This window comes from Trichococcus sp. (assembly GCF_049684335.1).
Classification (GTDB): Bacteria; Bacillota; Bacilli; order Lactobacillales; family Aerococcaceae; genus Trichococcus.
On the sequence record NZ_JBAVFV010000012.1, the window covers coordinates 284938 to 297566 of the forward strand.

At 39.8% G+C, this 12629-nt stretch carries 11 protein-coding genes; 5 read left to right on the forward strand and 6 right to left on the reverse strand.

Annotation, left to right across the window (positions count from 1 at the left end; genetic code table 11):
• Window positions 1-393 precede the first annotated feature (393 nt).
• Both ebgA and WBM30_RS03425 read right to left on the reverse strand, forming a co-directional pair.
• Entirely contained in the window at window positions 394-3444 is a 3051-nt protein-coding gene (ebgA, locus tag WBM30_RS03420) for a beta-galactosidase subunit alpha (protein ID WP_424899379.1), read from the reverse strand.
• The gene (locus WBM30_RS03425; RefSeq protein WP_424899380.1) at window positions 3416-4900 is read right to left on the reverse strand and encodes an amino acid permease; all 1485 of its coding nucleotides are present in this window, start codon (window positions 4898-4900) and stop codon (window positions 3416-3418) included. Before WBM30_RS03425 ends, ebgA begins: the two co-directional genes overlap by 29 nt.
• Before the next feature lie 167 nt (window positions 4901-5067).
• Between WBM30_RS03425 and WBM30_RS03430 the strand changes: the two genes are divergently transcribed.
• The gene (locus WBM30_RS03430) at window positions 5068-5916 is read left to right on the forward strand and encodes an AraC family transcriptional regulator (RefSeq protein WP_424899381.1); all 849 of its coding nucleotides are present in this window, start codon (window positions 5068-5070) and stop codon (window positions 5914-5916) included.
• A gap of 426 nt (window positions 5917-6342) precedes the next feature.
• Here WBM30_RS03430 and WBM30_RS03435 read toward each other — a convergent pair whose 3' ends face one another.
• Window positions 6343-7038, reverse strand: a complete 696-nt coding sequence (locus tag WBM30_RS03435; protein ID WP_424899382.1) for a hypothetical protein — start codon at window positions 7036-7038, stop codon at window positions 6343-6345.
• Window positions 7039-7413: 375 nt separating this feature from the next.
• Between WBM30_RS03435 and truA the strand changes: the two genes are divergently transcribed.
• Window positions 7414-8154 carry a tRNA pseudouridine(38-40) synthase TruA gene (gene truA / locus WBM30_RS03440; protein ID WP_424899383.1) on the forward strand — a complete coding sequence of 247 codons (741 nt, stop codon included), beginning with the start codon at window positions 7414-7416 and terminating at the stop codon, window positions 8152-8154.
• 146 nt (window positions 8155-8300) lie between these two features.
• The gene (rluF, locus tag WBM30_RS03445; protein ID WP_424899384.1) at window positions 8301-9008 is read left to right on the forward strand and encodes a 23S rRNA pseudouridine(2604) synthase RluF; all 708 of its coding nucleotides are present in this window, start codon (window positions 8301-8303) and stop codon (window positions 9006-9008) included.
• Window positions 9009-9229: 221 nt separating this feature from the next.
• On the opposite strand, the gene WBM30_RS03450 is transcribed toward rluF, so the two are convergent.
• Window positions 9230-9394: a terminase gpP N-terminus-related DNA-binding protein gene (locus WBM30_RS03450; protein ID WP_424899385.1), complete on the reverse strand. Its 165-nt coding sequence runs from the start codon at window positions 9392-9394 to the stop codon at window positions 9230-9232.
• 214 nt (window positions 9395-9608) lie between these two features.
• Between WBM30_RS03450 and WBM30_RS03455 the strand changes: the two genes are divergently transcribed.
• A complete protein-coding gene (locus WBM30_RS03455; protein WP_424899386.1) occupies window positions 9609-10082 on the forward strand; it encodes an RNA polymerase sigma factor in 474 nt (157 codons plus the stop codon).
• Window positions 10079-10513: a DUF3955 domain-containing protein gene (locus tag WBM30_RS03460; RefSeq protein WP_424899387.1), complete on the forward strand. Its 435-nt coding sequence runs from the start codon at window positions 10079-10081 to the stop codon at window positions 10511-10513. The genes WBM30_RS03455 and WBM30_RS03460 overlap by 4 nt, the downstream gene beginning before the upstream one ends.
• Before the next feature lie 205 nt (window positions 10514-10718).
• Here the strand turns inward: WBM30_RS03460 and WBM30_RS03465 are convergent, their stop codons facing one another.
• Both WBM30_RS03465 and WBM30_RS03470 read right to left on the reverse strand, forming a co-directional pair.
• A complete protein-coding gene (locus WBM30_RS03465) occupies window positions 10719-10895 on the reverse strand; it encodes a hypothetical protein (protein WP_424899388.1) in 177 nt (58 codons plus the stop codon).
• Between the two features lie 8 nt (window positions 10896-10903).
• Complete coding sequence (locus tag WBM30_RS03470) at window positions 10904-12313, reverse strand: S1C family serine protease (RefSeq protein ID WP_424899389.1); 1410 nt, start codon at window positions 12311-12313, stop codon at window positions 10904-10906.
• Window positions 12314-12629 lie beyond the last annotated feature (316 nt).

Genomic DNA, 12629 nt, shown 5'->3' on the forward strand with positions numbered 1-12629 from the left:
ATCGAAATACGCGATAGCACTGACCAGCTCAGCTGATCCTGTTTCGACGTAAACCCTTACCAGTCTATATGATAACGTTACCAAAAATAGGCGGGTTTGAATTTGGTTAAATCGCACAAATCACCTGCCGCCCTTTGGTTGTTTTAGCGGTTGGTCATTTCGATGCCCCGAAAATAACATAATCAGAAGCATAACGGATACGCGCCTACCTGCGCAGCACTCAGGCCGGGAGCAGCAAAAAGGGCTGTCTCAAACTAGAATCGTATCTTCTAGTTTTGAGGCAGCCCCTACATTTCCAATGGTGAATCAGCGGCATTTTAAATTATGTGACATCCTATCAAACCTACGCCAAGAAGATATTTTATATCCCAACACTAACGCGATATCATAACTTTATTTTTTTCGTGCAAGTTCTGAAATATTCTTCCCTTTTGTTTCTTCTAGTAAGATACTGAATTGTAATGAGAAATCTTCAAACTTACAACGATATTTATCTAATTGGTCTTGTCCACATGAATTGCTTCCCAAACCATTTTGACAAGCGTCGATATTTAAGACTAGATAATCACGTTCTTTTAAATCAATGGTATGTTTAGCTTTCTCCAGATCTTCAGATTCATATCTGGATACACTATAATCAAATTCTTCATCTGTTTTTACTAATAGTGTTTTATCATTATTCGAAAATCCTACCCAGTCACAATCCATGTGGTTCCCATTTTCTTGCGGCTTCACATAATTAACAAACAATTCATCAACAGTGCTTGTGAAGACTCCTGGATAAGCAGCTTGACGAGAGTCAGAATAGTTTTCTAAAGGACCCAAGCCTCTCCAAGAAACGGCATCAAAGTCTTTCGACAAACGCAGTGAGACTCCTAGTCTAGGCAACATTGGAGGAGCAAGCTTCTTACGCCCGGATGCAATACCATTGATACAATAACTGATTTTCCCGAATTTATTAACTACATATTTATAGTCGAGTTCATAATACCAGGCACTATTAGTCGTACCATAGAATGAATTTACACGCATTTCGAAGGCTTCATCATTTACTTCACATTCAACCTTACGAATAGACTCATGCGGTAAATGCATAAAGTATTTTTTTCTATAATCCTCTAAAATATACATATCGTTATCGATTGGTGCTCTCCAAAAATTCATTTCAGGCCCTTTTTCGATAACCTCTTCATTATGATAATACGCTTGTAATAGCTTCCCTTTAATTTTATCAAATCGAACACTAAACTGTTCGCCCACTACTGTAACGAAGGCTGTATCTTCATCAATTGTTAACTTACTGGCTTGATTATCGGTCACAGCCGGTTGGCGGTTTTCTTTGCGCCAAGTAAACACACTTCTAGTTACTTCAAAGCCTTGTTGCGCCCACATTTTTTCATCGTTTAATTGGTATACAAAATGAACTGTATACATAGCGCCTGCTTTAAAATCGATTGCTGGATAATTAATTCTTATCATCGCTGTTCCTCTTGCCGGCGTTTCAGGTATATCTGCTTGTCTTTCTTCAATCAGCTGGTCGTCTTCATAAAAGCGTATCATTAATTGATAGTCCGCTAAGCTATTAAAATCCAGTCTGTTGGTCAATTTATATAAACCAGCTGCTTTATCTATACTTTTTGTTTCAATTGGCTCAATAACTTTTTTGTATTCTATCAAACTCGTAGATGGCGTCCGATCCGGCATTAACATTCCATCAATACAGAAATTCCCGTTGTTAGGATCGTCTCCAAAATCTCCACCATATTTGTAATACGTTTCACCATCTTCGGTCACGGTTTCTATCCCATGATCGAACCACTCCCAGATGAACCCACCTTGAATATGATCGTATTTATAGAAAATATCTTGGTATTCTTTCAAGTTTCCTGGTCCATTCCCCATTGCATGAGCGTACTCACAAAGGATATGTGGTTTTTTCGTGTTCGTAATGACTTTATCCATCGTCAACTTGTCATCTGTTCTTTCTAACCACGTATACATAGTTGTGTACACGTCACTTACTTCCGCTTCAAAATCTCCTTCGTAGTGAACTAATCTGGTTGGGTCTGTTTCTTTAGCGTACTCCGCCATTTTTCTAAAGTTATGTCCAAATGCCGATTCATTCCCAAGTGACCACATTATGATACACGGATGGTTTTTATCTCTTTGGATGGTGCGTTTAATTCTGTTTACATGCGCTTCTTCCCACTCTGGATTATCAGAAATCCATTTATAGTCCTCGGTTAATTCAAAGCCATGACATTCTAGATCTGTTTCATCAATCACATACATTCCGTATGTATCGCATAAATCATAAAAATAGGGTGAATTAGGGTAATGCGCTGTTCGAATAGCGTTAATATTATGTTGTTTCATCAAAACAATGTCATTTTCAATACTTTCTCTGGACGTTACTCTTCCTTCTGTCGGGCTATAATCATGGCGATTCATCCCTTTTAATTTAATCGCTACGCCGTTAACCAAGAAACAGTTGCCTTGCACTTCAATCTGCCTGAATCCGACTTTTTGAGTGACGACTTCAATAACTTGTCCGTCTTTTTCAACAGTCATTAGCAGTTCGTATAAATATGGCTGTTCAGCCGACCATTTTTGTGGCTCTTCAACTGTTTTGACGAAACTTTCTTCGCCCGTTACTGCTTCTTTAAAAAGTCTATTTCCATCACAATCCATTAATTCATACGTAATCGTTTGATATGATTGCTGAGTGAATGTCAGATTTACAGTTAGCGTAGCTGATTCAAAATTTTGGTCAAAATTAGTGCGGATCACAAAATCATACAGCCCTTCTTTTGGCCGAGTCGTAATGTCAACATCGCGGAATATTCCACTTAGCCACCACATATCCTGATCTTCCAAGTAAGTGCCATCCGACCATTGGAAGACTCTTACAGTCAGCATATTGACCCCTTCAATTAAATAGTCGGTTAAGTCGAATTCGCTTTGGATTCTAGCGCCTTTACTGTAACCAATTGATTGGTCATTTAAGTACACTTCAAAAGCGGAATCAACGCCTTGAAACCGTAAGATATACTGTTGCTCTGCTTGAATAGAATGCACTTTAAATGTTTTCCGATAAATACCTGTAGGGTTTTCAGTTGGAACATAGGGCGGGATAATGGGGAAGTTATACCACAAATCTGAGTAGTGCATCTTTCCATACCCTTGTCTTTGCCAATTTCCAGGGACTTGTATTTTATCCCACTGAGAAACATCGCAAGCGGTTTTATAAAAATCTTCCGGGCTATATTCTGGTGCATCTAAAAACAAGAAGTCCCATTCCCCATTTAAATTTTCATAATATCTTCCTGTTTTTGTTTTGGTTTCATATTCACTTCTGCCTACATAACTTTTATAATCTGCTCTTGCTTCCATTCTATTTATACTGTCTACTTTATTATTTTCCCACTTCTTTAGTGTCCGCATCTAAAGCACCGCCTAATTTTTTTTCGTAATTCATATAACAAACATACGCAAACCCTACAAAAATAATGACTCCTAAAGCATTGTACAGTAATGTGAAGATTGGGTTAGCAGCGCCTTCAGCTATAAACCCTGTTTTGAAGTAAGCCATCAATGCATATGGAGAAGGTAAGATTGAAACGACAAATGCGAATATAAAAAATATTAAAAGCATAATGCCGACCATGATACCTGTTTTTTGATTTCCCATTTTAAACGATCTTGGTAGGTCATCTTTCTTAATACGCATTGTAATATATGCCCACAATAAGAAGAGGACTGGAATCAACGACGTTGCTGCCGTCATATTAATAAGCGTTTTCAAGAATGTATCAATGGATCCCACTCCTAGAGCTGGTATAATCATCAACACTGTGACAATACCCGCTTGCGCCAATAGTGCGTTTATTGGGTTGCCTTCATTATTTGTTTTAGAAATCCATTTGCCAAATATACCTTCTGGAATTTCAGAAAATAAAATTTTAGCTGGAGCTGCAGTCCAAAGCACCAGCGAACCAACTGAACTGAGAAGCATAATAAAGCCGACAGTACGAGTAACTCCAGCTGTTATTCCGTAATGATTTCCTAATATAGCAAAGGCATCGAATAAAGCGTTGGAATAATTTCCTTGCAGGGTTTCGCTAGGTAAAATCATACCTACAGCAACAGCACCCAATGCATAGATTACGCCTATCGATAAAGCTGCCATAACAATTGTCTTCATGAAGGATTTATTCCCACCTTTGATATCCTTCACGTACACTCCAACTGCTTCAGCTCCACCAACCGCTTGTAAAATCCAAGCTACTGTTGTTAAATAATTCCAGTTCATATTCATCGTTACAGATTCACTAGTTAGCTGTTGGGCAGGTGCTTCGCCAAAGATAAAGACGACTCCTAAAGCTAAGATAATAAAACCTATTCCCATCAGTATTCTTGCAATTCCTGATAAGCCTGTGACTTTAGAAATCCAAGACACCCCTTTGATTGATACATATGTTGCTAACCAGAAGAGGATAATAGATAGTACAGAAATAAGGATAGTTGCATTTATTCCTCCAAATATGTTATATCCTAAAAATGTATAGGAAGCATAAATGAGTGTCTGAGGAAGCAAAGAGACAAAGAAAAACAAGTTAACAAAAAAATAAGACCACGAACCCAGAAATGCCCATTTTTCTCCAAGCGATGTCCGTATCCAACTGTACACGCCTGATTCAGAATCGGTATTTGCTGAAGCAAATTCCCCAATCATTAATGTAAAAGGGAAAAAGTAAAAAATTGTTGCAAATAAAAAGGTTGGAACGGCTAGCAATCCAATGCTTGCACTTGCATTAATAATGGTTCCGAATGAAAATACCGCTGTGAATGTCATTAGTAAAAATGAAATCGGTGTTATCTTGTCTCGTGTTTCCTTCATAAAAAACCCTCCTTGTGCGTTTTGTTTAGCTAATTAGTAATCCTAAATTTGTTAAAATTAATTAACTCCTCTACTTGACTACGCTTTCATCTTACTGTTTAGTTTGGTATTATGGAATCAATGAATGTTGCATATGTTTGACATTATGTTGTTTACGGAGGGAAGAAATGTTTAATGCTGTGGGAACGTTCTCAACCAATGAAAAGCTGAATAACGAATTTTTTGTTTTTGAGTGTGGGTATGAAGACGTTAAATTAAGAGAACCTTATCAATACGAACCGATCGATTATTACTTGATTCATTTTATTTTAGAAGGAGAAGGACATTTTTATATTAATGATGAGCATATTATTTTAAAAGAAAATCAAGGATTTATTATTCCTCCAAACACAAAGAATAATTATTACCCTTCAACTGAAGATCCTTGGAGCTACCGCTGGATTGGTTTTAAAGGATCGGGTTGTCAAAAAGTGTTCCAGGACTGCGGATTGTTACTCTCAGATTCCGAAGATTCTATTTCTAATTATGTTTACAAATTTACAGATGCCTATCAAATGAATCATCATTTCAAAAACGTTTTTGACTTTTCTGAAGAAAATAAACCCTATTCTGCTCTAGGCGAGGCTTACCAAGTGATCGATTTGCTTTCTTCTCAATACCAAGAAGAAATGATTCATAGTTTAAGCGAAGCGGCAAGGTACGTTGAAAAATCCATTAGTTTAATTCAGCAGGATTATGCTAATCCTGAATTTAATATCGAATATTTAGCCGCTACTGTAAAAATTGAAAGAACGTATTTATTTAGATTATTTAAAAAATTTAAAAACGTTAGTCCAAAAACCTATTTGATTCAATATCGCTTAAATAAGTCTGCTGAATTACTTAAAAAAACTAGTTATTCCATCGAAGAGATAGCCTATCTTGTTGGGTTTAACTATTCTACTCATTTTTCGAGACAATTTTCGCTTTATAAAGGTATCTCCCCTTCCAAATTTCGTTCCCAATTTTACTCGTAATACTTTGAGTTGCACCCAACTTCACATTCACATAGCGAGGAGAGCTTCCTACGAACACCGGCAGATCCTCAGGTTCATTGAGTAGGCACGCGATGTCAATGAAAAGATGAACTGGACCAAGAATACAGGAGCAACAAAATTATGGTAGTCCTTATCTAGCAAGTTATATTTACGTAAGCGAGCCAAGTGGTTATCTAACGCCTTGGACTGGAACGCTACCATTAGTAAACAGCTATACGGTTGAATTTTCAGGCGGTACTATGTATTACTCAGTCTATAGTGGAACTGTTTATGCATCAATAAGATAACAACTCACTAAGATATTAAAGATCCTTGGGTCGCGTTTGCACCCAAGGATCTTTAATATCTATTACGTCTTTGGAGAGGTAATCCTGTTTGTTTATTTCCCTACGATTTACGAGTCCACTAAAGGAAATCACAAAATCCAATTTCAGTTTGCAGATTACATCGAAGGCTCACCTTACTCTGCAATCTGAGGCAACAGGTCTTTTGTATCGCCTGGAGATAGGTTTCCATTCCCTCGATAACCATCGCTTCTTCGTTGTTCTGTTTCAATGCGTCGATGTTTTGCTGAATCGCTTCCACATTTTCCGCTTTTATCCTCTCGGCATAGGTATCGCTCATGGTAAGCGTATATTCCTTGCTGCTTCCGTTATCCTCAACTTGGCTCTCTGCAATATCCGCTTCCACTAGGTCATTCTCAAAGAGCGATCTCAAAAGGTCTTGCAAAGCAAATCCGGTTGATGGAACCTCCACCCATTGCGTTTCCGCTTGCCCAGGCACACTGATTTTCTGATACTGCTTTCCGCCTATCTGAGCTATTTCCGTAGTATTTGCTTCCTCAAAGGAAGTATTCTGATACCAGTCATAATCAGACTCCGCTTTTTTCACGAAAGTCCCCACCGAGCTTTGGTCGAGTGGCTCAGCGGCACCCTCCATGTATAAGAGCATCTCAAACCGGGCATTGTCCAGTTCCGCGTTCTTCTGAGCCGCATTCCCGATTGACTCCACGACACTCGTTGTGGAAGTGGAACCGTCACTTCCACCCAATACTAGAAGACTTGAAAGGAAAAATAGGGTTGTTACTAATGTTTTATTCATTTTTTTCGGTAAGGAGTCCTCCACTTCTACATAAAGCGTAGTTGGAGAATGTATTACCGCCCTATTGAAAAATGGACGCTTTCTCCTTGCCTACCTCCTTTTTTCTTATATTTTGAATTCATACAGCAACAAAAAATTGATTCAATGAAAAAGGTGACTGTCACTGGTTTTAATTTAAACTAATCAGTTCGTTAATAGTAATAATGTTAATAATAGGGAACAAAAAAATCGTACTGAAGAAAACCTTGCCTGTAGGATCTGATTAAAAAATTCAAAGTTTCTTCGAAAACACCCCAAATCGGAACCATATTCGGTATAATACAGGAGTATACGGCATGTAACGATGCACAGAATCCGATGTTTAAGGGAGATAAAATGAGAAATATAAAAATGACGATCGAGTATGATGGCGGCAGATACCTGGGCTGGCAAAGGCTTGGGGATTCGGACAAAACTATTCAAGGTAAAATAGAGAATATCCTGTCGGCAATGACGGGGACAGAGATTGAAATCATCGGATCCGGCCGGACAGATGCAGGGACCCACGCACGGGGGCAAGTCGCCAATTTCAAGACGACATCCAAAATGGATTTGACAGCGATGCAGGACCATCTGATCCGTTATCTTCCGCGCGACATTGTCGTCAAACAGCTGGAAGAGGTTCCGGAAAGGTTCCATGCCCGCTATCATGCAGCCGGAAAGACATACAGCTATCATGTCTGGAATAATGTCGTGCCTTCCGCATTTGAGCGCCACTACAGCTACCATTACCCTGGACACCTTGATATCGACAGAATGAACGAGGCCTGCAGCAAGCTTGTCGGAGCCCATGACTTCCTCGGGTTCTCTTCACTTAAGAAGTCGAAAAAATCAACGATCAGGACAATCAATGACATTACGATCCAGCAAGAAGGCAATCTGCTGCACTTCGCGTTCACAGGGGAAGGCTTCCTCTACAACATGGTCCGTATCATGATGGGGACGATCTTGGAAATCGGGGCCGGGACGATGGAGCCGGAATATATTGACGCCATCATCAAGAGCGGGATCAGAAGTGAAGCTGGGATGACGGTGCCTTCTCACGGACTGTTCCTGGACGCAGTTTACTACGATTGACAACAAGCCAGAAACATAAAAAGTAGACGAATACGCTGCGGTTTTTCGCAAGTATCCGGCTATTTTTTATTGATTGTCACCTGTCCGCCTAGATGTTTTTCGACCAGGTAAGGAACAAAATATATTTGGATTAAGGAAGTGTCCACATGCGTATTAATAAATTTATAAGTGAAGCAGGCCAAGCCTCCAGACGAGGCGCCGACAAGCTGATTACTGAGGGGCGTGTAACGATCAATGGAAAGCGGGCAACAATCGGCAGCCAAGTCGAGCCTGGGGATGATGTCCGCGTAAACGGCAACCAGCTTTTCGTAGCCCGTAACAATGTCTACATTGCCTTGAACAAACCAGTCGGTATCACGAGCACGACCGAAAAAGGCGTCAAGGGAAATATTATCGATTTGGTCAACCATCCCTTTCGGGTTTTCCATATTGGGCGCCTCGATAAAGATTCCGAGGGCTTGATCCTACTCACGAATGACGGCGATATCGTCAATGAAATCTTGCGTTCTGAGAACCAGCATGAGAAGGAATACGTTGTTTCTGTAGACCGTCCGATCACTCCTGAATTCTTGAAGCAGATGTCAGAAGGGGTAAAAATATTGGATACGGTCACCCTGCCTTGCAAAGTGGAGCAGCTATCAAAATATGATTTTAAAATCATCTTAACCCAAGGACTAAACCGTCAAATCCGCCGCATGTGTGAGGAATTGGGATACAACGTTTACCGATTGCAAAGAATCCGCATCATGAATATCCAGTTGGACAATCTTCCAGTGGGACAATGGCGCTACCTGTCCAAGAAGGAGAAGGCTCAGTTATTCCAAGAGTTAAACTACGAGCCTAAAGAATGGTAAAACTAGAGGATGAGAGTGGCTTCTACCACGCCCCTGATTTGACAGGAGTTATCGCAGCTCAAGCGAATCTAACATAAGTGACAAATAATCAGTTATATACTGCAACACGAATAACCCTGCTACAATATGGATATCATATCGTAGTAGGGTTATTCGTGTTGCAGTTTGCTAGGACCGCTGGATTCCGTTAATCTCTTTAAGTTCAGTTTCCTGAATTTTGTTCAATCGCCGATGTCTACCTTGAGAATGTCGAGGGATCGATGGGTCAATGCTACTATCCCACCTTTCCGATAAGAAGCGACATAGCCACCAATTGTTTTGCGAGTATGTCCAATACTCTGAGTCATTTCCTTCATCTGATACCCACTTAAGTGAAGGTAGACCACTTGATAACCTGGATTCCCGCTAACACATACCTAGGAACAAGCGAAGAGCCTAGCAAATCAACGTTTGGATAGTATTTCTAGGTTCCTGTACCTAGAACACAATGATATCCAGGATTTCCCCGTCCTTATTATAAATTTGGGGCTTAAAATATTTTTTAAAATTTGTAACGAATTCAATACTCGTTAGTCTTATCTATGAAAGTGAGGTGGTGACATGCCAGAGTTTGAGAAGATCTATTCCGAATATTTCGATGATGTATATAAATACGTTTATTCCTTATGTCGAAATTCATTAGTGGCTGAGGAAGTCACACAGGATACTTTTTTCAAAGCGCTAAAAAGTATTGATTCCTATAAAGGAGAATGTAAGCTACGTGTGTGGCTCTGCCAGATTGCAAAAAATACTTACTTTACATTTTACAGTAAGCAACAGCGATTAGTGACCGGCAATTCCATTGAACAGGAGCAAACCTGTGATTTTGAGAACGGATTTATTAATCGAGAAGAAGCCTTCGAAATTCATAAAGCACTGCACAATTTGGAAGAGCCCTATAAAGAAGTTTTCTCATTGCGAATTTTCGGAGAACTGTCATTTCGGAAAATAGGCGAGCTTTTTGGAAAAACCGAAGGTTGGGCACGCGTCACCTATTACCGTGCAAAAATAAAATTGAAGGAGGATTTATTATGAAAATATCATGTGATATCATTAAAGATTTGCTGCCACTTTACCATGACAATGTATGTAGCACGGATAGCCGCAAATTGATTGAAGAACACCTAGAAAATTGCGAAGAATGTAAATCTGAGTTAAAAAAATATGATACAGAGATAAAAGGAGTAAATAACATGGAAGAAGCAAAATTATTGGGGAAAATCGCTAAAAAATGGAAAAATGACAAAAAGACAGCTTTTTTAAAAGGCACAGCTTTGGTTTCCATTATTGGTTGCATTCTCTGCGTTATTGCATATAATGTCAATGGAAGCTATATAGATAAGGACGGTTATTTGGTGGAATCATTCGGCTTTATCCCATTAGGATTTCTGTTTGCATTTATCGCTTTAGTTTCAGTAATCATCTTAGCATCTATCGCAATTATTAGACGCTACAAAAGACGTTAAAATATTTTAAAATAATGTACCTGCTCAAAGTAGAGCCATAAACTTTAGTGGTGTAACTTCCAATGTAACAAATAAAAAAGTACGGCGCCTACAATCTAATTTCGGAGGATGTCGTTAAAGTGAATGTTTATTGAACAAGCATGGAAAACTTTAAAATTTTCGAAAAAAAGAAAGGCCAAGATCCGTTTATGGGATTTTGGCCTTCTTACTTGTCCGATGCTTCATGGATAAAATCTATATTTGAAATCAGTTGTATTTCCAGCGTCTCTTTTTGCCATCTATTGGGCACAATAACTTCTTCACCAGGACTGCATGAATCAAATTCTAAATTGCTTTTTATCCAGCTAACAGTTTCTACTTCCAAGCCTACATTGGATTTCACTCTCGTTGCTACTCCCCAATATAGTCATCATTCGTATTACTGTTCGGTTCACTCTCGGAGTTGTCGTCACCATCTTTGGAGGAAACTTGGGAAGTGATTTCCTTTTCCGCAGCCGGTTCTGTTTCAGCCCCACTGCCTTTTTTCTTGGATGTTTTTTTCCCTTTGAAGGTGAACAACAGAAGAAGTCCAATAGCCACTGCTGCCATAACATCATAGCTTATGAAGGCAGTCTTATAATTTGACCAGAGTGTCTTGCTCTCGGAACTTTTCTTCTGTGAATTTTCTATGAGCTTGTCGATTTCAGAATGTTCAGGAAAAAGCCTCTTGACCGCCTCAAATTTCGACAGGGCATCTTTGTAGTACCCGCCCCAATACAAATTGAGCCCCTCTTTGTAAAGTTTATCTACTGCTCCTTCTTCATTGGAACCGCCAGATTGGGAAACGAATTCCTTTATGGTGTTTGAAGGGACAATGAAATTGAATCCTTGAACTTCCTGACCGTTGACGGTGTCACCCCCGAATGTTGAAATCCCGATAACACCGCCATTTTCTTTGACGATGGGCCCGCCGCTGCTGCCGTGGGTGATGGCTGCATCCATTTGTAGAATAGGTGCGCCTTGCGTCGAACGTTTGTCCACAGCCGAAATATTCCCGGAAGTCACAGAAACAACCAAAGCAGCATCAGGAGAAAGCGCACTCGATTCCGCAGCGGCCGGGAAACCGAACGCCCATACGCTATCTTGAAGCTGAACTTCATCCGAATTCGCAAGGCTCAAGGTTGGAAGATTATCCGCCTCAATCTTGACTATGGCGACATCTTTCCCTTCTCCTGTAGGTGCGCCGTAGCTCTTGATTTCGCCATTGAACATGATTTTACTGTCTATCTGTTGGACATCAGTAACCTCGCTGCCCGGAAGGACCACTATAAGACTCCTATCAACATTGGTCCATGCCATGTAGCTCCACAGGAAATCATAGGCGTTGTCATAGGTTTCTGAAATGCCAATAGAGGTCAGATAAGAACTGAATTGGTCGGCATAGTAGGTTAAAGACATATCCGCCAAGTCCTGATCATCCAATTTGGAATATTCAACAACATGAGCGTTTGTGACGATATATCCATTTTCGTTTATGATAAACCCGGATCCTTGAGCGCCAAATTGATCCACAGTGCCGATCCCCTGGAAGAAATTGTAAAGCAGATCATCATAATAAGAATCACCGGTTCCGTAATATGTCCATTCAACACTCACGCCATCATATAGATACACAACTGCTGGATCGGTGTAATCCGCTACTTTTTTTGCGGTGCTGACTTGGGATGTGTCCGGCTTTATGTTAATCAGTAAAATACTTGCGACGATGGACGCAATAAGAATAACGATAACCGGGACAGTAATAAGTAGCCTCTTTTTCATTTTCGATATCCTCTTTCCTCATCTATAGTTAATTTGCCTGGAACAGTTTCTCTTTTCTGTAAAGTCCTTCTATATGTTGGCTTTTTTGCAAACTACCAAACACCCATTATAGCGCTCACATACGTAGGCGAAAAAAAGCGAAAATCCTGTCACACAATAGGCTTTCCGCTTTATCGATTCGATTCTCTTTTTCAAGTCATTTCTGCTGCAAAAAGCTCAGTGTCCACGGCGCAGCTGAATGCATGATTAAAACCAGCATTGTTACCTTAATTATTTCCCCCCCGAAAAAGTGTTCCTATTCCAAAGATTGTAAAGT

Excerpts from the sequence above, each read along its gene's own strand:
- ebgA (WP_424899379.1), bottom strand. The coding sequence starts at position 3,444 with ATGCGGACACTAAAGAAGTGGGAAAATAATAAAGTAGACAGTATAAAT.
- WBM30_RS03425 (WP_424899380.1), bottom strand. The coding sequence starts at position 4,900 with ATGAAGGAAACACGAGACAAGATAACACCGATTTCATTTTTACTAATG.
- WBM30_RS03430 (WP_424899381.1), top strand. The coding sequence starts at position 5,068 with ATGTTTAATGCTGTGGGAACGTTCTCAACCAATGAAAAGCTGAATAAC.
- WBM30_RS03435 (WP_424899382.1), bottom strand. The coding sequence starts at position 7,038 with ATGAATAAAACATTAGTAACAACCCTATTTTTCCTTTCAAGTCTTCTA.
- truA (WP_424899383.1), top strand. The coding sequence starts at position 7,414 with ATGAGAAATATAAAAATGACGATCGAGTATGATGGCGGCAGATACCTG.
- rluF (WP_424899384.1), top strand. The coding sequence starts at position 8,301 with ATGCGTATTAATAAATTTATAAGTGAAGCAGGCCAAGCCTCCAGACGA.
- WBM30_RS03455 (WP_424899386.1), top strand. The coding sequence starts at position 9,609 with ATGCCAGAGTTTGAGAAGATCTATTCCGAATATTTCGATGATGTATAT.
- WBM30_RS03460 (WP_424899387.1), top strand. The coding sequence starts at position 10,079 with ATGAAAATATCATGTGATATCATTAAAGATTTGCTGCCACTTTACCAT.
- WBM30_RS03470 (WP_424899389.1), bottom strand. The coding sequence starts at position 12,313 with ATGAAAAAGAGGCTACTTATTACTGTCCCGGTTATCGTTATTCTTATT.